This window comes from Serratia sp. DFXYC6 (genome assembly GCF_057196085.1).
Map to the genome: position 1 here is coordinate 1,752,051 of NZ_JBXUNV010000001.1, position 23,899 is coordinate 1,775,949.

Consider the following 23,899-nt stretch of genomic DNA (forward strand, 5'->3'; position numbering starts at 1 on the left):
GCCGACGGCGCTAAAAATGCGGCGATTAACCCACGCTGTGTTCCAGGCTGATGGCCAGGAGTTTTTGCGCCTCGACGGCGAACTCCAGCGGCAGCTCGGAGAAAACGTCCTTGCAGAAACCGTTGACGATCATCGAAATGGCGTCATCCTCGCTGATGCCGCGCTGCAGGCAGTAGAACAGCTGGTCATCGCCGATCTTCGAGGTAGTGGCTTCGTGCTCCAGCTGAGCGCTGTTGTTGCGCGCTTCAACGTAAGGGAACGTGTGGGCACCGCTGTCCGGCCCGATCAGCATCGAGTCGCACTGGGTAAAATTACGGGCGTTTTCCGCCCCCGGCAGGATTTTCACCAGGCCGCGATAGGTGTTCTCGCTGTGGCCGGCGGAGATGCCTTTGGCGATGATGGTCGACCTGGTGTTTTTGCCGATGTGGATCATCTTGGTGCCGGTATCTGCCTGCTGATGGCCGCTGGTCAGCGCCACCGAGAAGAATTCGCCGATCGAGTTGTCGCCCTGCAAAATCACGCTCGGGTATTTCCAGGTGATGGCCGAGCCGGTTTCCGACTGGGTCCAGGACATTTTCGAACCGGCGCCTTCGCACAGCGCGCGCTTGGTGACGAAGTTGAGGATACCGCCCTTGCTCTCGCCGCCGGAGAACCAGTTCTGCACCGTCGAGTATTTCACTTCGGCGTCTTTATGCAGGATCACTTCCACCACCGCCGCGTGCAGCTGGTAGCTGTCGCGCACCGGGGCGGAACAGCCTTCGATATAGCTGACGTAGCTGCCTTCGTCGGCGATCAGGATGGTGCGCTCGAACTGGCCGGTTTTGGCGGCGTTGATGCGGAAGTAGGTCGACAGCTCCATCGGGCAGCGCACCCCTTTCGGCACATAGACGAAGGTGCCGTCGGAGGCCACCGCGGCGTTCAGCGCAGCGAAGAAGTTATCGTTGGACGGCACCACGCGCCCCAGGTATTGACGCACCAGATCCGGGTATTCCTGGATCGCTTCGCCGAACGAACAGAAGATCACCCCGCTCTCCGCCAGTTTTTCACGGTAGGTGGTGGCGACCGAGACCGAGTCGAAGATGGCGTCCACCGCCACCTCGCTGCCCTCGCGCACCGGCACGCCGAGCTGGTTGAACGCCAGCTCCACTTCGCTGGTCAGGTAATCTTTTTCCGTCGCCGCGCCCGGTTGCTGCTCGGCGCCGGGTTGCGAACCGCATGCATCGTCGCAGCTGCCGCAGGACGGCGCCGAATAGTAACTGTAGTCCTGGTAGTTCAGGCGTTCGTAATTGGCCTTCAGCCAGTGCGGCTCTTCCATCTGCAGCCAGGCGCGATAAGCCTCAAGGCGGAATTCCAGCATCCACTCGGGTTCGTTGCGCTTGGCCGAGATGGCGCGCACCACCTCTTCGTTGATGCCCTTGGCCAACTCATCGGTTGCCAGCTGGGTGAAGAAACCTTCTTTGTAGCGACCTTCGCTGACCCAAGCCTGCACTTCATTAGGCATTTCTACATTGCTTCGTGTCATGTTGATTGCATCGCTCAAACGCCAAAGCTCTCGCCGCACCCGCAGGCATGCTGAGCTTTAGGGTTGTTGAATTTGAATATCTGATTCAGCCCTTCGCGGACGTAATCTACCGTGGTGCCATCGATGAACGGCATGGCCTTCAGCGGCACATAGAGTTTGGCGCCGTCGCGCTCAAACAGCAGATCGTCATCGGCGGGTTCGCGGGTCAGATCCAGCACATAGGCAAAGCCGGCGCAGCCGGATTGTTTCACCCCTAGCTGCAGCCCTTTCACCTGCGGATCCTGCTGCATCAGTTTGGTTATTTGTCGTACGGCGCTGTCGCTGAGCGAAATGCCTTGCCAGACATTTTCATCCAGAGAAAAAGTGCCGACATTTTCCGTTTGCATAGGGTCTACCTCACACTCGTGTTTGGCCACAGCCAATCTGGGTTGCTTATATGTTAGTGATAACGATTATCACTTCAACCGTTTGTTTTGCGGGGGTATCCGCCGCAAGCGCGGTTTTTCGCTGCGGCGTGCGGCAAGCCAGCGGGACATCCGTGGCGGCTTGCGGCGTCTGGCGGCAAGGTGTGCATGCTATCCCTATGAATTTGTTATTTATCCTGCATCACCGTACCGCACTCCCCGGTGGCCCGTCAGCGTTACAGCGCCGCGGTACGTTGCCGATCTAAACATTCATAGAAAATACCTATTTCTGCATTCTGTCTGTCGTAAATGTGCGTTTATCGGCATTTCGTGGCGCAGCGCAAGCGCGCGCCCTCAGGTTAAAGTTTAGTCGCTCAGCATCAAGTTGGGTCGTCGGCGACCTTTTACACCCCGCGCAATGAAAAAACGCCACGCCGGGGATTGATCGGCAACGCGGCAGTTTATATGATAATGATTATCATTCAATTTGAATTTGAGCGCGAAGCCAATGACTCTTTCGATCAACGCATGGTTGCTGGGCAAGATTGATGACTACAAATTCAGCGTGCGCGACGCCACGGTGGACTTTTACATGGCCGAAGCGGCGCTACGGCGCCCGGAATGCAATATCGACCACCTGAAGCGGTATAACAGCGTCAGCCTTACCATGGCCAATTTGTGTCTGGAGAACGGCGACGACGACAGCTACCTGCACGCGCTCAGCAAGCTGCACAACCGGCTGATCGTCGAGATCAACAACCCACAGCGTTGCCAGCTGTTTCGGGTGCAAAGCTACCACTTCGCCCGCCATACGCTGACGCTGATCTGCCAAAAATATGCAATGGAAGGCACCTGGGAGAAGGCGAACGCGTTTCAGAAGGACTTCGTCAAACGCGTGCCGTTTCAGCTGTAAAGCGAAAGGCTCCGCAGGCCGAGCGCCTGCGGAAAGCGGCGGGGATCAGTCGATGACCGCCGTGGTCAGACGCGAGGTGCAGCACAACCGATCGCGCGCGTCGAAGATCTCGATTTGCCACACCTGATGACGACGGCCGACGTGCAGTGCGCGGCACACCCCGCGCACCTGGCCATCGAACACCGCGCGCAGGTGGTTGGCGTTGATCTCCAGCCCCACCACTTTCTGCTCGCCCTCACTGCACAGGTAGCCGGCCATCGATCCCATCGACTCCGCCAGCACCACCGACGCCCCGCCGTGCAACAGCCCGAACGGCTGCCGGGTACGGCCATCGACCGGCATGGTGGCCTCGAGGAAATCCTCGCCCAGTTGGGTAAACTCGATGCCCACATGGCTGACCATGCAGCCGTCACCGGCGCGGTTCAGCTGCTCCAGCGATGTTTCACGTTTCCAAAATTTCACTCAATCATCTCCAGAAGTGCCTGTAATGGGTGGCGCACGCCATTGCCCTCGATGCGTTTCACCTGGCTGCGGCAGGAATAGCCGGTCGCCAGGCAGCGCTGCCGTGGCAAACGCTGTAGCGTCGGATGCCATGATAGCTCATAAATGCCGAGCGAGTTTTGCAGGTTCCTGGCTTCATGGCCGTAAGTGCCCGCCATGCCGCAGCAACCGACGCTGACGCTCTCCAGTTTGGCGCCGAAGCGGGCGAAGATCGCCGCCCACTGTTGGCCGCTGGCCGGCAACGCGGTGGTTTCGGTGCAGTGGCCGAACAGATACCAGGGTTCGCCGGTCGCCGGCTGTTCGGCGCGATCCGCGATCCGCTGCTGCAGCCATTCATGCACCAGCTGCACCTGGAAATCGCCGCGCTCGGCGCCGAGGATCTCGCGGTATTCGTCGCGGTAGCACAGCACCAGCGCCGGATCGACGCCCACCAGCGGCATGCCTAGCTGCGCCACGCGGTTGAGGAAATCGGCGGTTTTGCGCGCGGTGCGGGCGAACCGCGTCAGGAAGCCCTTCACATGCTGCGCCTTGCCGTTCGGCGAGAACGGCAGCAGCACCGGTTTATAGCCAAGCTTCTCCACCAGCCGAACAAAGTCCGCCACCACTTTGGCGTCGTAATAGCTGGTGAACGGATCCTGGACGATCAACACGTGTTCTGCGCGCTGCTCGGCGCTCAGCCCTTCCAACTGCTCCAGCGTCAGCGTGGTCGCGCGGTGGCCGGACAGCTGCTGGCGCAGCGTCGGGCTGGACAACAGCGGCAGATCGACCATGCCGATGGCGTTGCGGCTCATCTCCCGCAGCCACGGCTGGCGGAAAAAGAAGTTGAACACCTTCGGCGCGCGGGCCATCAACGGGGTATAGCTCTCCACGCCGGCGACCATGTAGTCGCTTACCGGGCGCAGATAGCGAGTGTGGTAAAGCTGCAGGAAGCGCGAACGGAATCCCGGCACGTCAATCTTGATCGGGCACTGGGTGGAGCAGGCCTTACAGGCCAGGCAGCCGGACATCGCCTCTTTCACTTCGTGCGAGAAGTCATACTCACCCTTGCCGGCGTGCCAGCTGTTGCGGGTTTTCTCGATCAGGCCGCGCAAGCTGAGGCGCTGCTGCGGCAGCTGTTTCTCCAGCGCCAGCGGATCGACCCCCTGCTCGGCCAACAGACGCAGCCACTCGCGCACCAGCGTCGCCCGCCCTTTCGGCGAATGAATGCGGTTGCCGCTGATCTTCATCGACGGGCACATCGGGCTGCGTACGTCGAAGTTGAAGCACAGGCCGTTGCCGTTACACTCCAGCGCGCCGCGGAACGAGGTGCGCACCTCGACCGGGATCTGGCGATCGAAGGTGCCGCGTTTGACCGCATCCACCTGCATCATCGGCGCATCCACCGCCAGCGGCGAACAGATCTTGCCTGGGTTCAGGCGGTTATCCGGATCGAACGCCGCCTTGATGCGGCGCAGCTCTTCATACAGCGTTTCTCCGAAGAATTCAGGGCTGTATTCCGCGCGGAACCCCTTGCCGTGTTCCCCCCACAGCAGGCCGCCGTATTTGGCGGTCAGCGCCACCACCCGATCGGAGATCTGCTTCATCAGCACTTCCTGCTGCGGGTCGCACATGTCGAGCGCCGGGCGCACGTGCAGCACCCCGGCGTCGACGTGGCCAAACATGCCATAGCTCAGATTGTGGTCATCGAGCAGTTGCCGAAATTCGACGATATAGTCCGCCAGATGTTGCGGCGGCACACAGGTGTCCTCGGCGAACGGAATCGGCTTGGCGCGCCCTTTGGCGTTGCCCAGCAGCCCGACCGCCTTCTTGCGCATGTTGTAAATGCGCTCGATGCCAGCCAGATCGCCGCAGATCTGGTACCCGATCACGCCGCCCTGCCGCTGCGCGATCAATTCGTCCAGCCGTTGGCACAGGGCCTCCATCTGGCCGTCGATCAGCGCCCGATCGTCGCCGGCGAACTCGACGATGTTCAGCCCGAGCATCTCTTTATCCGGCACGTCGGCGATCAGTTCGTTCACCGAGTGCCAAACGATGTCTTCACGCGCCAGGTTCAGCACCTTGGAATCGATGGTTTCCACCGACAGCGCCTTGGCCTCGACCATAAAGGGCGCATTGCGCAGCGCCGAGTCGAAGGAGTCGTACTTCACGTTAACCAGACGACGCACCTTCGGCAGCGGCGTGATGTCCAGCCGCGCCTCGGTGATAAACGCCAGCGTGCCCTCGGCGCCGGTCAGAATACGCGTCAAATCGAAGGTTTGCAGATCGTCGCTCAGCACGTGGCGCAGATCGTAACCGGTGAGGAAGCGGTTGAGCTTGGGGAATTTCTCCAGGATCAGCGCGCGCTGCTCGCGGCAGCGGTTGAGCACCGTGCGGTAGATGCGCCCTTCGGCGGTCTCTTCCAGAGCAATCGTTTCCGCCAGCGCCGTCGGCATGGCGCGGGTATCGATCATCTCACCGCCCAGCAGCACCGCCCGCAGGCCCAACACGTGATCGGAGGTTTTGCCGTACACCAGCGAGCCCTGGCCGGAGGCATCGGTGTTGATCATTCCCCCCAGCGTGGCGCGGTTGCTGGTGGACAGTTCCGGCGAGAAGAAGTAGCCGAACGGCCGCAGGTATTGATTCAACTGGTCCTTGATCACCCCGGCTTCGACTTTCACCCAGCCTTGTTCGACGTTGATCTCCAGAATGCGGTTCATATGGCGCGACATATCGACCACGATGCCGGTATTGAGCGACTGGCCGTTGGTGCCGGTGCCGCCGCCGCGCGGGCTGAAGGTCAGCGTGTTGAAGCGCTCTTCTCCGGCCAGACGGGCGATCAGCGCCACGTCGGCGGTGGAACGGGGGAACACCACCGCATCGGGCAGCAGCTGATAGATACTGTTGTCGGTGGCCATCGTCAGCCGGTCGGCATAGCTGGTGGCGGTATCGCCGTTGAATCCGTTTTGCTTCAGTGCTTCCAAAAAGTCGAGCACCCGTTGAACCAGGCCGGGCGCCTGAGAAATCTGTGGGATCATTCGCTTTTTTGACCCTGTCCGTCTATTTTTTATGCGCTGATGTACGCTGAATCGGGCCTTTAATTCAGACCCACCCTATTTTTTAGTGACACTAAAAACTAACATACTCGTTTAGTGAAGGCATTCACATTATTACCGCCCTGCGAGCGCCGCCACAGGCGGCCGCCCGGCGGTGAGAAACCGACCGACAGGCACCCCGATTCGCCGGTGCCAGGGATTTAATTGACCAGGATGAGAACCCACTGATGCCACTCCCGCAATCGCGTTACGACTTACCGCGAATTATTTTCGGCGTGCTGTTTATCGCCATCATGATCGTCGCCTGTTTTTGGGTGATCCAACCGTTTATTCTCGGCTTCGCCTGGGCGGGCATGGTGGTGATCGCCACCTGGCCGCTGCTGCTCAAACTGCAAAAGCTGCTGTGGGGCCGCCGTTCGCTGGCGGTGTTGGTCATGACCCTGCTGCTGATCCTGCTGTTCATTCTGCCTATCTCACTGCTGATCAGCAGCGTGGTGGATAACAGCGCGCCGCTGATCGCCTGGGCCAGTTCGCCGGGCAAACTGCATATTCCCGATCTCGCCTGGCTGCAGTCCGTGCCGATGATCGGCGACAAACTCTATACCAGCTACCACACGCTGGTTAACGCTGGCGGCGCCGCGCTGCTGGCGAAGGTGCAGCCGTACTTTGGCCAAACCGCCACCTGGTTCGTGGCGCAGGCGGCGCATATCGGCCGCCTGCTGCTGCACTGCGCGCTGATGCTGCTGTTCAGCGCTTTGTTGTATGCACGCGGCGAGCAGGTGGCGCTGGGTATCCGCCACTTTGCGGTGCGCCTCGGTTCCGCGCGCGGCGATGCGGCGGTGCTGCTGGGCGGCCAGGCAATTCGCGCCGTCGCGCTGGGCGTGGTAGTGACGGCGCTGGTGCAGTCGGTGCTGGGCGGCATCGGTCTGGCGGTAAGCGGCATTCCTGCCGCCACTCTGCTGACGATGCTGATCTTCATCTGCTGTGTGGCGCAATTGGGGCCGCTGTTGGTGCTGGTGCCGGCCATCATCTGGCTATACTGGCACGGCGACACCACCTGGGGCACCGTGCTGCTGGTCTGGAGCTGCGTGGTGGCCACGCTGGATAACGTGCTGCGCCCGGTGCTGATCCGCATGGGCGCCGATCTGCCGCTGCTGCTGATCCTATCCGGCGTTATCGGCGGTTTGCTGGCCTTCGGCATGATTGGCCTGTTCATCGGCCCGGTGGTGTTGGCGGTGTCTTATCGCCTGCTGACCGCCTGGATGGATGAAGCGCCGGAGCCGACCTCCGCGCCGGAGCAAGTCATCGACGAGCTGGAAAAACGCTAATTCCCCCTTCCGCCCGCACCGTCGGGCGGAACTTTTCGCGCCCGTCATTATTCCTACCTCATTCGAGTAATATCTCCGCCCAATATAATGCCGCCCTATATTGATTACGGTACGGCGAATGAAAGGTGCAATGTAAATCCCTGTTTGTTGCAAACGGAAAAAAGAGATAACTCCCGCAAATAAAATGTGATGCCGCTATCGATTAGGATGATTCTTAATGACTAGTCGCGTTCAAAAATCTAGTATTATGGCCATCTATTGCTTCAAATCACTGATTTTAAAGCAACCTTTCTGAACAATGTAATGCCATACATGTGAATTGCTGTGTGTAGTCTTTGCCCATCTCCTACGGTGGGCTTTTTTTTATTCTTTTTTCGTCGAATTGATTATTTTACGCGCCGTTATTTACATTCGGAAATAAAAAGGCCGCAGCGTTAACTGCGGCCCGACGTTAATGCCTCAGTGAGGCCGAGACATTATTTCTTTTTCGACAAATTGATCCAGGTCTGCACCACAGTGTCCGGGTTAAGCGACAGGCTGTCGATGCCCTGCTCCATCAGCCACTCGGCGAAGTCTTCATGGTCAGACGGGCCCTGGCCGCAAATGCCGACGTATTTGCCGTGGCGCTTGGCCGCCTGAATCGCCATCGACAGCAGCGCTTTCACCGCCTCGTTGCGCTCGTCGAACAGTTCCGACACTACGCCGGAATCGCGATCCAGCCCCAGCGCCAGCTGAGTCATGTCGTTGGAGCCGATGGAGAAACCGTCGAAGTGCTCGAGGAACTGATCCGCCAACAGCGCATTGGACGGGATTTCGCACATCATGATCACTTTCAACCCGTTTTCGCCGCGTTTCAGCCCCTGACGCGCCAACTCGGCCACCACCGCTTCCGCCTGCGCCACGGTGCGCACAAACGGCACCATGATTTCGACGTTGGTCAGCCCCATATCGTTACGCACGCGTTTCACCGCCTCGCACTCCAGCGCGAAGCAATCGCGGAAACTGTCGGCCACGTAACGGCCGGCGCCGCGGAAGCCCAACATCGGGTTCTCTTCGTGCGGTTCATACTTGTCGCCGCCCACCAGATTGGCGTACTCGTTGGATTTGAAGTCGGACAGACGCACGATCACGCGCTTCGGCCAGAAGGCGGCGCCCAACGTCGCGATGCCTTCGGTCAGGCGACCGACGTAGAACTCGACCGGGTGATCGTAACCCTGCATCAGCGCGCGAATTTCATTTTGCAGCGCCGGCGTCTGCTGGTCGAACTCCAGCAGCGCGCGCGGGTGCACGCCGATCATGCGGTTGATGATAAATTCCAGCCGAGCCAGGCCCACGCCTTCGTTCGGCAAACGCGCGAAGTCGAAAGCGCGATCCGGGTTGCCGACGTTCATCATGATCTTCAGCGGCAGATCCGGCAGCTCGGTCACTTCGGAGCTCTGCACGCTGAAGTCCAGCATGTCGCTGTAAACGAAGCCGGTGTCGCCTTCCGCGCAGGAGACGGTGACTTTCTGGCCGTCTTTCAACACGTCGGTGGCGTGGCCACAGCCTACCACTGCCGGAATACCCAGCTCACGGGCGATGATCGCCGCGTGACAGGTGCGCCCGCCGCGGTTGGTGACGATCGCGGCAGCCTTCTTCATGATCGGCTCCCAGTCCGGGTCGGTCATGTCGGTCACCAGCACGTCGCCCGGCTGGATGCGATCCATTTCGCTGATGTCGTGGATCACTTTCACCGGACCGGCGCCGATGCGGTGGCCGATGGCGCGGCCTTCCACCAGCACCGGGCTGGTGCCGTTCAACTGGTAGCGTTCCATGGTCTGCTCGTTGGAGCGTACGGTCTCCGGGCGCGCCTGCACGATCAGCAGCTTGCCGGTATGGCCGTCTTTCGCCCACTCGATATCCATCGGGCGGCCGTAATGTTTTTCGATCAGGATCGCCTGCTGCGCCAGCGCCTGCACTTCTTCATCCGTCAGCGAGAAACGGCTGCGCTGCGCTTCCGGCACGTCTTCGATGCGCACCTGCTTGCCGTGATCCTGCGACGGCGCGTATACCATGCGGATCTTTTTCGAACCCAGGTTACGGCGCACGATCGCCGGCTTGCCGTTTTGCAGCGTCGGTTTGTGCACGTAGAACTCATCCGGGTTCACCGCGCCCTGCACCACCATTTCACCCAAGCCGAAAGCGGAGGTGATGAATACCACCTGATCAAAGCCGGACTCGGTGTCGATGGTGAACATCACGCCCGAGGAGGCCAGATCCGAGCGCACCATGCGCTGTACGCCGGCCGACAACGCCACACCGCGGTGATCGTAGCCCTGGTGCACGCGATAAGAGATGGCGCGATCGTTGAACAGCGACGCGAACACGTGCTTGATCGCCACCATTACGGCGTCGATGCCCTGCACGTTGAGGAAGGTTTCCTGCTGACCGGCAAAGGAGGCGTCCGGCATGTCTTCCGCCGTGGCGGAGGAGCGCACCGCAAAGGAAGCTTCCGGTTCGCCGTCGGCGAGCTGTTGGTAAGCCTGATGAATTTCACGCTCGAACTCGGCGTGGAACGGCGTGTCGATCACCCATTGGCGGATCTGGGCGCCGGCCTTGGCCAGTTGGGCAACGTCGTCAACGTCAGTCTGATCCAGTAACTGATAGATGCGCTGGTTAACACCGCTTTGTTCGAGAAAATCGTTAAACGCCTGTGCGGTGGTGGCAAAACCGTTAGGCACGGCCACGCCCAAATCGGAAAGATTGGTGATCATTTCACCGAGGGAGGCATTTTTGCCGCCGACACGGTCAACGTCGTGCATGCCAAGCTGGTTGTACCAAAGCACATTACGCAAGTCTGGGCCATTGTTGGACATCGAGACAATCCTTATTGCTATCAGTAGGGTAAAGACGGATTTAATTCGCTTGCTTTACGGCACCGCTAACACGGAGCCGAATCAGACTAGCACACTGATCCGGGGAAAATGGAAAGGTGAATCGATCAACCCACTGAAGAAAGTGGTTTTTAAGAGAATGTCCTAACCGGCTGATTTGCCTGGGAACCGTTCCCAATCGCACGAAAAGCTTAGTTCTCAACAAATTACGCTCTTTTTAAAATTCTGTTTTAATGACCACGCAAACGCTATCGTTTTTGGTGAAAATAACGACAAATTTACGTTTCGGCTCGAACAGCGTCGCTGCGCCGCGATTTCTACCGCCGCCAAAGCGCGCTTTTCTTCGTGCGCCGCCGCAAGACGCTTTACCGCTCCGCCGTCACAATTTTTTCCCTCTCCCCTTTACCCGCGGATCGTCTGCGGCTCATGATATTGGCAGTGATGACAGCAGGAACACCGTTTTCAGGTAAGGAGCCTCGGGTGGAAAGAAGCGTTTTTTATATTTCGGATGGTACGGCGATCACCGCCGAAGTGCTGGGACACGCGGTACTGTCGCAGTTCCCGGTCACGGCGACCACGTACACCTTGCCGTTTGTCGAAACCGAGGCACGCGCACGCGCAGTTCGCCAACAAATCGATGATATCTATAATGAAACCGGTGTACGGCCGCTGGTGTTTTACTCCATCATCTCGCCGGAAGTGCGCGACGTGATCGTTCAGAGCCAAGGCTTCTGTCAGGATATCGTGCAGGCGCTGGTCGGCCCGCTGCAGGGTGAGCTGGAGGTGGAGCCGACGCCAGTGCCGAACCGCACCCACGGCCTGACCGCCAGCAACCTCGGCAAGTACGACGCGCGCATTGCCGCCATAGACTATACCCTGGCGCATGACGACGGCATTTCGCTGCGCAACCTCGATCAGGCGCAGGTGATCCTGCTCGGCGTGTCGCGCTGCGGCAAAACCCCCACCAGCCTCTATCTGGCGATGCAGTTCGGCATCCGCGCCGCCAACTACCCGTTTATCGCCGACGATATGGACAATTTGCACCTGCCGGCCTCGCTGAAACCGTTTCAGCATAAATTATTCGGCCTGACCATCGATCCGGAGCGCCTGGCGGCGATCCGTGAAGAACGGCGTGAAAACAGCCGCTACGCTTCATTGCGCCAGTGCCGCATGGAGATCGCCGAGGTCGAGGCGCTGTTCCGCAAAAATCAGATCCGCTACCTCAATACCACCAACTATTCGGTCGAAGAGATCTCCACCAAAATCCTCGACATCCTTGGCATGAGCCGCCGCATGTTCTGATCTTTTCCTCGCGGGGCCGCTGTGCCCCGCCGTCTGCCGTTTATTTCAGCAGCAGCTGATTTTTTTGTGCTTTTTTTCGCGGCTTTGATCAACAGAACGCAATCTCTACGGTTGAATTCAGCGCTTTTTGCGTTATTGTGATCGCCATCACTTCCCGGCACTCCTGCCGCAGAGAAGAACAGTTTCCAGGGAACAACATGTACAAAACAGATGAACTGCGGACCGCGCGCATCGACAGCCTCGTCACGCCGCAAGCGTTGGCGGACAAGCTGCCGATCTCGGCGGCCGTCGCCGATAACGTGACAGCGTCACGCAAACGCATTGAAAAAATCCTCACCGGTGAAGACCGCCGCCTGCTGGTGGTGATCGGCCCCTGCTCCATTCACGATCTCGACGCCGCCGTCGATTACGCCGGCCGGCTGAACGCCCTGCGCGAGCGCTACCAGGATCGCCTGGAGATCGTAATGCGCACCTATTTCGAAAAACCGCGCACCGTCGTCGGCTGGAAAGGCCTGATCTCCGATCCGGCGCTGGACGGCACCTTCCAGGTCAACCGCGGCATCGAAATGGCACGCCGCCTGCTGCTGGAAGTGAACCAGCTCGGCCTGCCGACCGCCACCGAATTCCTGGACATGGTCGTCGGCCAATACATCGCCGATCTGATCAGCTGGGGCGCCATCGGCGCACGCACCACCGAAAGCCAGATCCACCGTGAAATGGCCTCGGCGCTCTCCTGCCCGGTCGGCTTCAAAAACGGCACCGACGGCAACACCCGCATCGCCATCGACGCCATTCGCGCGGCGCGCGCCGGGCACATGTTCCTGTCGCCGGACAAACATGGCCAGATGACCATCTATCAGACCAGCGGCAACCCGTACGGCCACATCATCATGCGCGGCGGCAAAACGCCGAACTACCACGCCAGCGATATCGCCGCCGCCTGTGACAGCCTGCGCGAGTTCGATCTGCCGGAGCACCTGGTGATCGACTTCAGCCACGGCAACTGCCAGAAAATGCACCGCCGCCAGTTGGAAGTGGCCGACAACGTCTGCCAGCAGATCCGCGCCGGCTCTGCCGCCATCACCGGCGTGATGGCGGAAAGCTTCCTGGTGGAAGGCACGCAGAAGATCGTCGCCGGCCAACCGTTGACCTATGGTCAGTCGATCACCGATCCTTGCCTGAGCTGGTCCGACAGCGAACAGTTGCTGGCGATGCTGGCGGATGCGGTCGATAGCCGTTTCTGACGCAACATAGACCGGGGCCTCGCCCCGGCTTTCTCCCTTCTGTCCCGCTCATCTATACTGATTGCAACGCTTTAGCACCCGCCGAAACGCACTGGGAGCCCCGGCATGATTCACTCTCTGTTATCCATTCCCTGCGTCACGCTGCAGGGCGAGCAAAAAACGCTGGGCGATTTCCCGGCGCGCGCTTACCTGGTGGTCAACACCGCCAGCAAGTGCGGCTTCACCCCGCAATACCGCGGGCTGGAAAATTTGTGGCGATACTATCGCGAGCGCGGCCTGATGGTGCTCGGCTTCCCCTGCAACCAGTTTGGTTCTCAGGAGCCGGGCAGTCCGCTGGAGATCGCCAATTTTTGCAGCCTCAACTACGGCGTCAGTTTCCCGCTGTTCAGCAAGATCGACGTTAACGGCCCCGGCGCCCACCCGCTGTTCAATGAGCTGAAACGCCTGGCGCCCGGCATTCTCGGCAGCCGCCGCATCAAATGGAACTTCACCAAATTCCTGCTCACCGCCGACGGCCAGCGCGTGACGCGCTTTGCGCCGATCACCAAGCCCGAACGCCTGTTTGACCGCATCGAAACCCTGCTGAAATAACGCCCCTTTTTTACGGGCCGAGTGCGCTCGGCCCGCCGCCGGATGCCCGTTCGACAAAAAGGTTCCATCGGTAAGAAAATTTTCCTTGATGTAACCTTTCCTTCACATGATAATGATTCTCAGTTTGATATTAATTACCATTTAATGGTCTGTTTTTTTAAGCACAATGATGATGGATACTGCCAACACGCCAACCCCCGCCGCCGCGGCCCCGAACGAGCACAGCGCAAACGCGCCGCCCAGCTACGACAGTGCACAGCTGCTCGGCGCCGACGGCATCGCGTTCATTACCCATCAGGGCCAGCGCTATCAACTGCGGCAGACCAAAGCCGGGAAATTGATCCTGACCAAATAACCACAGAATCCTCAAACGCCAGCCACCCCGATCGTTTGATCCAGGCAGCCAGCAAATCTATTGATATGTTTTATTACATACGGAGAGTTGCACCATGCCTCTGACATTTTCCACCCGGCTGCGTTTTTCCGCGTTGAGTCTGGCGATTGCCTGCGCTCTGCCTACGGTGGCCTTGGCACAAAACACCAGCACAACAACTTCTTCCAACGCGGCAGCGGCTAAAAAAACCAAAGCCGCCGACGAGACCATGACCGTGGTCGCCACCGGCAACCAACGCAGCAGCTTTGAAGCGCCGATGATGGTCACGGTCATCGAAGGCAATTCGCCGGAAAGCCAGACCGCCACCTCCGCCGCCGATATGCTGCGGCGCGTGCCGGGCATCACCGTCAACGGCACCGGGCGCAGCAACGGCCAGGATGTGACGATGCGCGGCTATGGCAAGAACGGCGTGCTGACGCTGGTCGACGGCATTCGCCAGGGGACCGATACCGGCCACATCGGCGGCACCTTCCTCGATCCGGCGCTGGTCAAACGCATTGAAATCGTGCGCGGCCCTTCTGCGCTGCTGTATGGCAGCGGCGCGCTGGGCGGCGTTATCGCTTACGAGACCGTCGATGCCGCCGATCTGCTGCTGCCGGGCCGCGATAGCGGGTTCCGCGTCTACGGCACTGCCGGCACCGGCGATCACAGTTTGGGCATGGGCGCCAGCGCCTACGGCAAGACCGATAACCTCGACGGCCTGCTGTCGTTCGGCACCCGCGATGTCGGCAACCTGCGTCAGGGCAACGGTTTCGATGCGCCTAACGACGAAACCATCAGCAACGTGCTGGCCAAAGGCACCTGGAAGATCGACGACAATCAGTCGCTGAGCGGCGATCTGCGTTATTACAACAACGACGCCCAAGAGCCGAAAAACCCGCAGACGCCGGACAGCTCGAGCGGCAACCCGATGACCAACCGTTCCACCATTCAGCGCGACGCCGCTCTGAGCTATAAGCTCAAGCCGGTCGGCCAGGATTGGCTGGACGCCACCGTCAAGCTGTACACCTCGGAAGTCAAAATCAATGCGCACAACGCCGGCGCGACCGACGAATTCCGCAAGCAGACCACCAACGGCGGCAAGCTGGAAAATCGCACGCGCCTGTTCGCCGACAGCTTTGCGTCACACTTGCTTACCTACGGCTCCGAGGTCTATGAACAGAAACAGCAGCCGGGAGGCGCCACCACCAGCTTCCCGCAAGCCAAGATCAACTTCGCCTCCGGCTGGCTGCAGGATGAAATTACGCTGCGCGACATTCCGATCACCGTGCTGGCGGGCACGCGCTACGACGATTATAAAGGCAGCAGCCAGGGCCACGAAGACGTCAAGGCTGACAAATGGTCGTCCCGTGGCGCCCTGAGCTACTCGCCGACCGACTGGCTGATGCTGTTCGGCTCCTATTCCCAGGCCTTCCGCGCCCCAACCATGGGCGAGATGTACAACGATTCGCGCCACTTCCCCGGCAACTATTGGGTGCCTAACCCGAATCTGCGGCCGGAAACCACCAGCACCACCGAAGCCGGTTTCGGCTTGCGCTTCGATGATTTGCTGCTGGCGGATGACAGCCTGCAATTCAAGGCCAGTTACTTCGATACCGACGCCAAAGACTACATCTTCATGTATGTCACTCGAACGCAGACCGCCTCAGCGAATATCTCTCGCGCCAAGATTTGGGGTTGGGACACCTCGCTGAACTACCAGACCAAGTGGTTTAACTGGGATCTGGCCTACAACCGCACACGCGGCAAGGACAAGTCTCGCAATGGCGAGCTGAACGCGAAAAGCGGCGATTGGCTGGCCGACATCAGCCCGGATACCGTCACCAGTTCGCTGGACGTGCCGCTGGGCGACACCGGTCTGTCCGCCGGCTGGGTCGCCACCTTCGCGGAACGCGCCACTCGCGTACAAACGGGGACGCCGGAGCAAGGCGGCTATGGCGTCAACGACTTCTATCTGAGCTACAAGGGCCGCGATCGTCTGCAGGGCATGACCACCACCGTGGTGTTGGGCAACGCCTTCGACAAAGAATATTACTCGCCGCAGGGCATCCCGCAGGATGGCCGCAACGCCAAACTGCTGGTCAGCTACCAGTGGTAATCATTTGACTATCTGGCGGACAACCCGATTGTCCGCCGTTCGCATTACAGCGCAGGAGAATCCGGCATGAGCAACACCCTATACGAACGCTACCAACAGGCTAAAATCGATCACCCCGGCAAATACGCCCGCGATCTGGCGGCGATCCTTGGCGTCAGCGAAGCGGAGCTGACGCACGCCCGCGTCGGTCACGACGCCCGCCGCCTGCAGGCCGACGCGCACACCCTGCTGACCGAGCTTGAGCAAGTGGGCGTCACCAAATCCATCACCCGCAACAGCTATGCGGTGCATGAGCAGATGGGCCGCTACCGCAACCAGCACCTTAACGGCCACGCCGGGCTGATCCTCAACCCGCGCGAGCTGGATCTGCGTCTGTTCCTCAACCACTGGACCAGCGTTTTCGCCATGAGCGAAACCAATAAACGCGGCGTGCGCCACAGCATCCAGTTCTTCGACCAACAGGGCGATGCGCTGCACAAGGTCTACACCACCGAGGAAACCGATCTGCCGGCCTGGATGGCACTGGTGGAGCGCCATCTGAGCGAAGAAAACCCGGCGCTGGCCCTGCAGCCCGCCGAGGCGAGCACCTCGGATGAAACGACGCAGGATCATGCCAAAATCGACGCTGAATGGCGCGCGATGACCGACGTTCACCAGTTCTTCCAGCTGCTGAGCCGCAATAAACTCACGCGCCAGCAGGCCTTCCGCGCCGTCGGCGACGATCTGGCCTATCAGGTGGACAACAGCGCGCTGTCGCAGCTGCTGGAAGCGGCGCAGCAGCAGCAAAACGAGATCATGATATTCGTCGGCAACCGCGGCTGCGTGCAGATTTTCACCGGCCAGATCGAACGTTTGATGCCGCAGGAAGGTTGGATCAACGTGTTCAATCGCCGCTTCACGCTGCATCTGATTGAAGGCGCCATCGCCGAAAGCTGGATCACCCGCAAACCGACCAAGGACGGCATCGTCACCAGCCTGGAGCTGTTCGCCGCCGACGGCACGCAGATTGCGCAGCTGTATGGCCAGCGTACCGAAGGTCAGCCGGAACAAACCCAGTGGCGCGAGCAGGTTGCCGCGCTCGCCGCCAAGGACATCGCCGCATGAAATCTTCCTTAATCCGCCGCCTGGCGCTGATGATGACGCTGGCGCTGCCGCTCACCGCCGCGGCGGCACAGCGCATCGTCTCGATCGGCGGCGACGTGACGGAAATCGCCTTTGCGCTCGGCGCCGGCGACGACGTGATCGCCCGCGATAGCACCAGCCTGCACCCGGAAGCGGTGAAAAAGCTGCCGGACGTCGGCTATATGCGCCAGCTGAACGCCGAAGGCATTCTGGCGCTGAAGCCGACGCTGGTGCTGACGACCGAGCTGGCACAGCCGGCGCTGGTGCTCAAACAGCTGGCGGACAGCGGCGTCAAAGTGGTCAGCGTGCCGGGTGACACCACCCTGCAGGCGGTGCCGCAGAAGATCGCCGCGATCGCCGCCGCGTTGCAACGCGTTGAGCAAGGCAAACAGCTGAGCGAGCGCTATCAACAGCAGCTGGCGGCGGTCGACACCTCTCCGCTGCCGGTGAAGGTGCTGTTCGTGATGAGCCACGGCGGCATTACACCGATGGCCGCCGGGCAACACACCGCCGCCGACGCGGTGATCGCCGCCGCCGGCCTGAAAAACGCCATGCAGGGCTTTGACCGCTATCGTCCGCTGTCGCAGGAAGGCGTCATCGCCAGCGCGCCGGATCTGTTGCTGGTCACCACCGACGGCGTGCGCACCCTCGGCGGCGAACAGCAGCTGTGGACGCTGCCGGGCCTGGCGCTGACGCCAGCGGGCAAACAGCGGCGCGTGCTGATCGTCGATGACATGGCGCTGCTGGGCTTCGGTCTGGAAACGCCGGCGGCGCTGGCCAAGCTGCGCCACGCGGCGGAGCAAAAGTAATGCGCTGCCGCACCTCGCCTCAGTGGGCCATCATCGGTCTGCTGGTGCTGCTGACGCTGCTGGCGCTGGTCGCCGCTAATCTCGGCGCGCTGACGCTGTCGTTTCGGACCCTGTGGCGCGAACCGTTCAGCGATGCCGCCTGGCACATCTGGCTGAATATCCGCCTGCCGCGCGTGCTGCTGGCGGTGGTGATCGGCTGCGCGCTGGCGGTGTCCGGCGCCGTGATGCAGGGGCTGTTCCGCAATCCGCTGGCGGATCCTAGCCTGCTGGGCATCAGCAGCGGCGGCGCGCTGTTTGTCGCGCTGTTCATCGTGATGCCGCTGGCGTTGCCGGTGACGATCGCGCTGTACGGCCATATGCTGGCGGCGTTCCTCGGCAGCCTGCTGGTATCGTTATTGATCTACGGCATCAGCCGCAGCGGGCACGGCAATCTGTCGCGACTGCTGCTGGCGGGCATCGCCATCAACGCCCTGTGCATGGCGGCCATCGGCGTGCTCTCCTACGTCAGCAGCGATCAACAGCTGCGCCAGTTCTCGCTGTGGATGATGGGCAGCCTCAGCCAGTCGCAGTGGCCGACGCTGGCGGTTTCCGCCTCGCTGATTTTGCCTACGGCGCTGCTGACGCTGCTGCAGGCGCGCCGGCTGAACCTGTTGCAGCTGGGGGATGAAGAGGCCCACTACCTCGGGGTGAACGTACAGCGCGCCAAGCTGCAGCTGCTGTTGCTGAGCGCCCTGCTGATCGGCGCGGCGGTGGCGATGAGCGGCGTGATCGGCTTCGTCGGTCTGGTGGTGCCCCATCTGGTTCGCATGCGCCTCGGCGGCGATCACCGCTGGCTGCTGCCCTGCTCCGCGCTGGGCGGCGCCTGCCTGTTGCTAGTCAGCGATACGCTGGCGCGCACGCTGGTGGCGCCGGCCGAAATGCCGGTGGGGTTGATGACCAGCCTGATCGGCGGTCCTTACTTCTTGTGGCTGGTGATGCGCCAGCGGGAGCGAACCGGTGGATAACGCCGCCTGCCTGACGGCCCGAGAGCTGCGCTACAGCCTCGGTACGCGCCGCCTGATCAACGACGTTTCACTCAGCCTCGTCGGCGGTGAGATGGTGGCGATTATCGGCCCTAACGGCGCCGGAAAATCGACGCTGTTGCGCTTGCTGACCGGCTATCTGACGCCGGACTGTGGCGAATGCCGGCTGCTCGACCGCCCGCTGGAACACTGGGCGCCGCAGCAGTTGGCCAAAGTCCGGGCCGTGATGCGCCAGTACAGCGATCTGGCGTTTCCCTTCAGCGTGGAAGAAGTGGTCAGCATGGGGCGGGCGCCGCACGGCAAACGCGACGAGCATCAGGCGCTCCAACAGGTGATGGAACAAACCGACTGCCTGGCGCTGGCGCAGCGCGACTACCGTCAGCTTTCCGGCGGCGAACAACAACGGGTGCAGCTGGCGCGGGTGTTGGCGCAGCTGTGGCAGCCGCAACCGTCCCCCGCCTGGCTGTTCCTCGACGAGCCGACCTCGGCGCTGGACCTGTATCACCAGCAGCACACCCTGCGCCTGCTGCGCTCGCTGACGCGCCAACAGCCGCTGGGCGTCTGCTGCGTGCTGCACGATCTCAATCTGGCCGCGCTGTACGCCGATCGGATCCTGCTGTTGCATCAGGGCCGCTTGGTGGCGAGCGGCACGCCGCAGGAAGTGCTGCAGGCCGACATTCTCACCCGCTGGTATCAGGCCGATCTCGGCGTGGTGCATCATCCCGAAGCGTCGCTGCCGCAGGTCTATCTACGTCAATAACATCAAGGGCGCCATGAGGCGCCCTTTTTCATCTCAGCTGGAGCAGGAAATCTCCAAATGTTTGCCCCAGTCCGGCGGCAGCGCGGCGAGATCGTCATACTCCGGCGCATCGTCGAACGGCCGCAGCAGGGCCTGATGCAACCGCTGCAAACGGCCCACGTCGTCTTTCTCTGCGTCCTCAATCGCCTGCTGCGCCAGATAGTTGCGCAGGATCAGGCGCGGGTTCACCGCCTTCATCGCCCGTTGCCGTTCCGCATCACTCACCTGTTCCTGCTGCAGACGCCTGCGATACTGCTGATACCAGGAATCGAACGCCGCGCGGTCGATAAACTCGTCGCGCAGCGGCGACTGCGCCTGTTGCTGTTCAGTGTCGCTCAACAGGCGGAACGTGCGGGTATAGTCCCGCCCTTCCTGCGCCATCAGGCTCAACAGACCGGTGAGCACGTCATTATCCTGCGCCGTCGGCGTGAAGAAGCCGAGTTTGGCGCGCATCTGTTCACCGTAGGCGCGCATCAGCGCCGGCTCATACGCCGCCAGCGCCTGCTGCAGCTGTTCGGTGGTCATCAGCCCCGACAGGGTCTGCGCCAGGCGATGCAGGTTCCACAGCGCCACCGCCGGCTGATTGTCGAAGGCGTAACGTCCCTGGTGATCGGAGTGGTTGCAGATATAGCCGGGCTGGTAGTCGTCCAGGAAGCCATAAGGGCCGTAATCGATGGTGATGCCGAGAATCGACATATTGTCGGTGTTCATCACGCCGTGGGCGAATCCGACGGTTTGCCAATGGGCGATCAAACGCGCCGTGCGTTCGACCACGTCGGTAAACCACAGCAGGTAACGCTCAGCCTGATCCTGCAGCTGTGGCCAGTGATGGGCGATGACGAAATCCGCCAGCTGCCGCACTTGCTCCGGCTGTTTACGGTAATAAAAGTGTTCGAAGTGGCCGAAGCGCACATGGCTTTCCGCCACCCGCATCAGCATGGCGCCGCGTTCCGGCTGCTCGCGATATACCGGTTGTTGGCTGGTGACGATGGTCAACGCTCGGGTGGTGGGGATCCCCAGATGGTGCAGCGCCTCAGAGGCCAGAAACTCGCGGATCACCGAACGCAGCACCGCGCGGCCATCACCCATGCGCGAATACGGCGTCAGCCCGGCGCCCTTCAGGTGCCAGTCGCGGTGGCTGCCGTCCGCCATGACCTGTTCGCCCAGCAAAATGCCGCGGCCATCGCCCAGTTGCCCGGCCCACACGCCGAACTGGTGGCCACTGTACACCTGCGCCAGCGGCTGCATGCCCGGCAGCAGCGTTTCTCCCGCCCAAATCGGGGTTTTATCCTGAGTAAACCAACTTTCATCCAGCCCCAGCTCGCGCGCCAGCGGCTCGCTATGGTACAGCAGGCGCATATCCTTGAGCGGCGTCGGGTTCAGGGCGGTGTAAAAACCGGGTAGTTGTTGGTAGTAAGCGTTATCGAATTGCGGCATAGGCCCTCCGTTTCAGCGTAGTGTAGAGCCTGAACGGGAGGATTAACACCGAAGGAATGCAGGGAGAACGCATCCGCCTGTCGCCAGAACGGATGCGGGAGGTTTCGCGTGAGGAAACGCGCTGAACGTCGGCTGACAAACGCGGTTATCAGCAAAAACGTGGGGGAATAACGGCGACTGAATCACGCTAAACATGACCCCGTCGCTTATTTACCTCATTGTGTGTAGTTTTTTTGTATCACTTCTTAATTATTGAACTCGCTGGGCATCGTCAGCAAAGCTTGCAGATTATCCACACCAACGCTGGGCCATAAAAAACCTTGCAGGCCTAAAACACCGGCGTATCTGAGTTTATTAAAGTACTCTTTTTTCTCTATTCCTCCGACGATCACGCCTTTACACAACAGGTTGATATTCTTTAACAACGAGTCGATGACCACGTCATACCCCTGATGGGTAAACAGCTGCCAGTAAAAACGTTTGTCTATCTTTACGTAGTCAAACAAACCATCGTACAACGCGGTCAACGTGGCCTTACCGGAACCGAAATCATCGAGCCACAGCGTAAACATTTCGCTTAATCGCCGCACGCTCGGGTTGTTCTTACCGGCCGAAAGATTCGGAAAACTCTCACTCATTTCAAATGCAATAAAAGGATATTGCCCGATCCTTTGGCACAACGCCGAATCGGAAAGAATAAGCTCAACGATGGTTTCTTCGATATTGATGGTCAACTGTACGTTGTTATCGGTAAACCAAGCCGCATGCTGCTCCGCAAGTTTCAGTTGTTCATTAAATAACTCAATCCTTTGTTCAGGCGCCAATAAATTAATCCCAATTTCGGCCGGCATGGCTAAATCACCGTCGAGACTGTTGAAACGGCTCAACATTTCCACCGCCAACAGCCCGCCCTCCATTGAGTAAACAGGTTGAAAAACATAGCTACTAATAAAGTCAGCTTCGAGTTGGATTTTCATTTTAATGCCACAGGATGAATGGCTAGCGTATCATCGTATATCAATACATTTTATCGATCAATCCCTCTGGGATTAATCGGAAATATCAATGTAAATACCCATGAAATATCATTTAATTGATAGATTAAAGCTATACGACAATCGTAAAAGGCGCAAAGAAAAGCAGCCGGACTTATGCCAAGGTAGCCGCCAAACGCGTTATGCGAAAAGGTATTTGACTTAAGTTGAATGGATTTATGACTAAATTTGACTTATCTCCTTTGTTTTATTTAAGAAAAATCCTAAATAAAGTAAAATAATCTTTCATTCTTAACGCCAATTTTCCCTGCCGTTAACGACGACTGATTAAATTTAATAACGCATCAATTCCGCCCGTTATTCGTGGCATTGAAAACGTAAAAAAATGCCCACCTTGATTTTCAGAAAATCTGCGCTACCACCATGCAAAACGTCGATTTCAGCGATAAAAAAAGGGATGAGCATGCTCATCCCTTCATCACCAGGCCTGCGCTAGCGGATCGTTTCGCTCAGCCATTGCCGCAGCTCGGCTAATTCGGCCGCCTGCTGAGGATAGTCCGCCATCAGCCGGTCACAGCAAGCGGCAACGGACTCGCTTCGATACGCACAGCCTACCAGCATCTCCGCCAACCGCTGCAGCGGGGCGGGATTCAGGCTGTCGGAGAATACCTGCGCGCGAACGATCGCCCCCTTCTCCACATCGAAGAACAGGTCTACGCCGCCCCAGACAAAACGCTCGTTGAGCAAGTGGCTGAACGCCGGCGCCTTGCCAAAATTCCATTCCCAACTGCTCTGTTTGGCGAACTGCGCGGCAAAATCGGGCAGATCGGGGAATACATCTGGCGAAATGATCTCCGGCTCGGCCGTTTCGCCATAGTGGGCGAAGAAGGCCTGCACGATAGCGTCGCATACCTGCTCATGGCTGATGCCCGGCAAAAACTCCGCCAGGTTGGCGACGCGCGAACGCACCGAAGTGATACCCTTGGCCTGCAGCTTTTTGGGATCCGGGTTCAGGTAGTCCGCCAGCCGTTCCAGATCGGCATTCAGCAGCAGCGTGCCATGGTGGAAACCGCGATCCTGAGTTTCTCGATAGGCCGAGCCGGATATTTTGCGTGGCCCGTCGGCGGTTTCCATCACCAGATCGTTGCGCCCCGACGCGCCGGCTGTGACGCCCAACTGCCGCAGCGCTTGCAGAATGATGTCGGTCGAGACGCTCTTGTCGTAGCCCGGTTTGCCGGCCATGAAGGTGAAGCAGGTATTGCCCAGATCGTGAAATACCGCCCCGCCGCCGCTGCTGCGCCGCGCCAACCGAATGCCGTCCTGCTCCATACGCCGGGTATTGCACTCTTTCCAGGGGTTCTGCGACTGGCCAATCACCACCGTTTCGGCATTGCGCCACAGGAAGAGAATTTTTTGCGTGGTCATTTCGCGGAAGATGCACTCTTCCACCGCCAGGTTGAACCAGGGGTCGTAGGAGTCGGAGATCAGTAAACGCAGGCTGTTCATGGCAGGC

19 protein-coding genes and 1 other RNA gene are annotated in these 23,899 nt (G+C 59.8%); 12 read left to right on the forward strand and 8 right to left on the reverse strand.

Annotation, left to right across the window (positions count from 1 at the left end; translation table 11 throughout):
• Positions 1–25: 25 nt before the first annotated feature.
• Together sufB and sufA are read right to left on the reverse strand one after the other, a co-directional pair.
• A complete protein-coding gene (gene sufB, locus AC2CGQ_RS08475) occupies positions 26–1,522 on the reverse strand; it encodes a Fe-S cluster assembly protein SufB (protein WP_004931367.1) in 1,497 nt (498 codons plus the stop codon).
• Positions 1,523–1,536: 14 nt separating this feature from the next.
• Positions 1,537–1,908 carry a Fe-S cluster assembly scaffold SufA gene (sufA, locus tag AC2CGQ_RS08480; RefSeq protein WP_004931368.1) on the reverse strand — a complete coding sequence of 124 codons (372 nt, stop codon included), beginning with the start codon at positions 1,906–1,908 and terminating at the stop codon, positions 1,537–1,539.
• A 526-nt stretch (positions 1,909–2,434) separates the two neighbouring features.
• Between sufA and AC2CGQ_RS08485 the strand changes: the two genes are divergently transcribed.
• The gene (locus tag AC2CGQ_RS08485) at positions 2,435–2,839 is read left to right on the forward strand and encodes a hypothetical protein (RefSeq protein ID WP_004931369.1); all 405 of its coding nucleotides are present in this window, start codon (positions 2,435–2,437) and stop codon (positions 2,837–2,839) included.
• 45 nt (positions 2,840–2,884) lie between these two features.
• Here the strand turns inward: AC2CGQ_RS08485 and menI are convergent, their stop codons facing one another.
• Positions 2,885–3,301 carry a 1,4-dihydroxy-2-naphthoyl-CoA hydrolase gene (gene menI / locus AC2CGQ_RS08490; protein WP_099982170.1) on the reverse strand — a complete coding sequence of 139 codons (417 nt, stop codon included), beginning with the start codon at positions 3,299–3,301 and terminating at the stop codon, positions 2,885–2,887.
• Complete coding sequence (gene ydiJ, locus AC2CGQ_RS08495; RefSeq protein WP_015377716.1) at positions 3,298–6,354, reverse strand: D-2-hydroxyglutarate dehydrogenase YdiJ; 3,057 nt, start codon at positions 6,352–6,354, stop codon at positions 3,298–3,300. The genes menI and ydiJ overlap by 4 nt, the downstream gene beginning before the upstream one ends.
• A 245-nt stretch (positions 6,355–6,599) precedes the next feature.
• Here ydiJ and ydiK point away from each other — a divergent pair, with 245 nt between their 5' ends.
• Entirely contained in the window at positions 6,600–7,700 is a 1,101-nt protein-coding gene (ydiK, locus tag AC2CGQ_RS08500; protein ID WP_004931374.1) for an AI-2E family transporter YdiK, read from the forward strand.
• A gap of 257 nt (positions 7,701–7,957) precedes the next feature.
• Positions 7,958–8,067, forward strand: an RNA gene (gene rprA, locus AC2CGQ_RS08505) — antisense sRNA RprA.
• Positions 8,068–8,176: 109 nt separating this feature from the next.
• On the opposite strand, the gene ppsA is transcribed toward rprA, so the two are convergent.
• Positions 8,177–10,555 (reverse strand): phosphoenolpyruvate synthase, encoded by a 2,379-nt coding sequence (gene ppsA / locus AC2CGQ_RS08510; protein ID WP_004931376.1) that lies wholly within the window; start codon positions 10,553–10,555, stop codon positions 8,177–8,179.
• A gap of 459 nt (positions 10,556–11,014) precedes the next feature.
• Here ppsA and ppsR point away from each other — a divergent pair, with 459 nt between their 5' ends.
• The 9 genes from ppsR (at position 11,015) to AC2CGQ_RS08555 (ending at position 19,915) form a co-directional block, all read left to right on the forward strand.
• The gene (gene ppsR, locus AC2CGQ_RS08515; RefSeq protein WP_049239973.1) at positions 11,015–11,875 is read left to right on the forward strand and encodes a posphoenolpyruvate synthetase regulatory kinase/phosphorylase PpsR; all 861 of its coding nucleotides are present in this window, start codon (positions 11,015–11,017) and stop codon (positions 11,873–11,875) included.
• A 197-nt stretch (positions 11,876–12,072) separates the two neighbouring features.
• Positions 12,073–13,119, forward strand: a complete 1,047-nt coding sequence (locus tag AC2CGQ_RS08520) for a 3-deoxy-7-phosphoheptulonate synthase (protein ID WP_049186319.1) — start codon at positions 12,073–12,075, stop codon at positions 13,117–13,119.
• A 105-nt stretch (positions 13,120–13,224) separates the two neighbouring features.
• A complete protein-coding gene (locus tag AC2CGQ_RS08525) occupies positions 13,225–13,710 on the forward strand; it encodes a glutathione peroxidase (RefSeq protein ID WP_015377714.1) in 486 nt (161 codons plus the stop codon).
• Between the two features lie 172 nt (positions 13,711–13,882).
• Complete coding sequence (hemP, locus tag AC2CGQ_RS08530) at positions 13,883–14,065, forward strand: hemin uptake protein HemP (RefSeq protein WP_004931384.1); 183 nt, start codon at positions 13,883–13,885, stop codon at positions 14,063–14,065.
• A 94-nt stretch (positions 14,066–14,159) separates the two neighbouring features.
• The gene (locus tag AC2CGQ_RS08535) at positions 14,160–16,202 is read left to right on the forward strand and encodes a TonB-dependent hemoglobin/transferrin/lactoferrin family receptor (RefSeq protein ID WP_484593572.1); all 2,043 of its coding nucleotides are present in this window, start codon (positions 14,160–14,162) and stop codon (positions 16,200–16,202) included.
• 66 nt (positions 16,203–16,268) lie between these two features.
• Complete coding sequence (locus AC2CGQ_RS08540; RefSeq protein WP_484593573.1) at positions 16,269–17,306, forward strand: hemin-degrading factor; 1,038 nt, start codon at positions 16,269–16,271, stop codon at positions 17,304–17,306.
• Positions 17,303–18,133, forward strand: coding sequence for a heme/hemin ABC transporter substrate-binding protein (locus AC2CGQ_RS08545; protein ID WP_015377710.1), 831 nt, complete (start codon positions 17,303–17,305; stop codon positions 18,131–18,133). Before AC2CGQ_RS08540 ends, AC2CGQ_RS08545 begins: the two co-directional genes overlap by 4 nt.
• Positions 18,133–19,137, forward strand: coding sequence for a FecCD family ABC transporter permease (locus tag AC2CGQ_RS08550; protein ID WP_004931394.1), 1,005 nt, complete (start codon positions 18,133–18,135; stop codon positions 19,135–19,137). Before AC2CGQ_RS08545 ends, AC2CGQ_RS08550 begins: the two co-directional genes overlap by 1 nt.
• The gene (locus tag AC2CGQ_RS08555; RefSeq protein WP_484593574.1) at positions 19,130–19,915 is read left to right on the forward strand and encodes a heme ABC transporter ATP-binding protein; all 786 of its coding nucleotides are present in this window, start codon (positions 19,130–19,132) and stop codon (positions 19,913–19,915) included. The genes AC2CGQ_RS08550 and AC2CGQ_RS08555 overlap by 8 nt, the downstream gene beginning before the upstream one ends.
• 33 nt (positions 19,916–19,948) lie before the next feature.
• Here AC2CGQ_RS08555 and AC2CGQ_RS08560 read toward each other — a convergent pair whose 3' ends face one another.
• From AC2CGQ_RS08560 to lplA, 3 genes are all read right to left on the reverse strand, one after another.
• Positions 19,949–21,391: a protein adenylyltransferase SelO gene (locus tag AC2CGQ_RS08560; protein WP_484593575.1), complete on the reverse strand. Its 1,443-nt coding sequence runs from the start codon at positions 21,389–21,391 to the stop codon at positions 19,949–19,951.
• Between the two features lie 245 nt (positions 21,392–21,636).
• Positions 21,637–22,368: an EAL domain-containing protein gene (locus tag AC2CGQ_RS08565; protein WP_484593576.1), complete on the reverse strand. Its 732-nt coding sequence runs from the start codon at positions 22,366–22,368 to the stop codon at positions 21,637–21,639.
• Positions 22,369–22,878: 510 nt separating this feature from the next.
• Positions 22,879–23,892 carry a lipoate--protein ligase gene (gene lplA / locus AC2CGQ_RS08570; RefSeq protein ID WP_085336984.1) on the reverse strand — a complete coding sequence of 338 codons (1,014 nt, stop codon included), beginning with the start codon at positions 23,890–23,892 and terminating at the stop codon, positions 22,879–22,881.
• Between the last annotated feature and the right edge of the window lie 7 nt (positions 23,893–23,899).

Excerpts from the sequence above, each read along its gene's own strand:
- sufB (WP_004931367.1), bottom strand. The coding sequence starts at position 1,522 with ATGACACGAAGCAATGTAGAAATGCCTAATGAAGTGCAGGCTTGGGTC.
- sufA (WP_004931368.1), bottom strand. The coding sequence starts at position 1,908 with ATGCAAACGGAAAATGTCGGCACTTTTTCTCTGGATGAAAATGTCTGG.
- AC2CGQ_RS08485 (WP_004931369.1), top strand. The coding sequence starts at position 2,435 with ATGACTCTTTCGATCAACGCATGGTTGCTGGGCAAGATTGATGACTAC.
- ydiJ (WP_015377716.1), bottom strand. The coding sequence starts at position 6,354 with ATGATCCCACAGATTTCTCAGGCGCCCGGCCTGGTTCAACGGGTGCTC.
- ydiK (WP_004931374.1), top strand. The coding sequence starts at position 6,600 with ATGCCACTCCCGCAATCGCGTTACGACTTACCGCGAATTATTTTCGGC.
- ppsA (WP_004931376.1), bottom strand. The coding sequence starts at position 10,555 with ATGTCCAACAATGGCCCAGACTTGCGTAATGTGCTTTGGTACAACCAG.
- ppsR (WP_049239973.1), top strand. The coding sequence starts at position 11,015 with ATGACAGCAGGAACACCGTTTTCAGGTAAGGAGCCTCGGGTGGAAAGA.
- AC2CGQ_RS08520 (WP_049186319.1), top strand. The coding sequence starts at position 12,073 with ATGTACAAAACAGATGAACTGCGGACCGCGCGCATCGACAGCCTCGTC.
- AC2CGQ_RS08525 (WP_015377714.1), top strand. The coding sequence starts at position 13,225 with ATGATTCACTCTCTGTTATCCATTCCCTGCGTCACGCTGCAGGGCGAG.
- hemP (WP_004931384.1), top strand. The coding sequence starts at position 13,883 with ATGGATACTGCCAACACGCCAACCCCCGCCGCCGCGGCCCCGAACGAG.
- AC2CGQ_RS08535 (WP_484593572.1), top strand. The coding sequence starts at position 14,160 with ATGCCTCTGACATTTTCCACCCGGCTGCGTTTTTCCGCGTTGAGTCTG.
- AC2CGQ_RS08540 (WP_484593573.1), top strand. The coding sequence starts at position 16,269 with ATGAGCAACACCCTATACGAACGCTACCAACAGGCTAAAATCGATCAC.
- AC2CGQ_RS08545 (WP_015377710.1), top strand. The coding sequence starts at position 17,303 with ATGAAATCTTCCTTAATCCGCCGCCTGGCGCTGATGATGACGCTGGCG.
- AC2CGQ_RS08550 (WP_004931394.1), top strand. The coding sequence starts at position 18,133 with ATGCGCTGCCGCACCTCGCCTCAGTGGGCCATCATCGGTCTGCTGGTG.
- AC2CGQ_RS08560 (WP_484593575.1), bottom strand. The coding sequence starts at position 21,391 with ATGCCGCAATTCGATAACGCTTACTACCAACAACTACCCGGTTTTTAC.
- AC2CGQ_RS08565 (WP_484593576.1), bottom strand. The coding sequence starts at position 22,368 with ATGAAAATCCAACTCGAAGCTGACTTTATTAGTAGCTATGTTTTTCAA.
- lplA (WP_085336984.1), bottom strand. The coding sequence starts at position 23,892 with ATGAACAGCCTGCGTTTACTGATCTCCGACTCCTACGACCCCTGGTTC.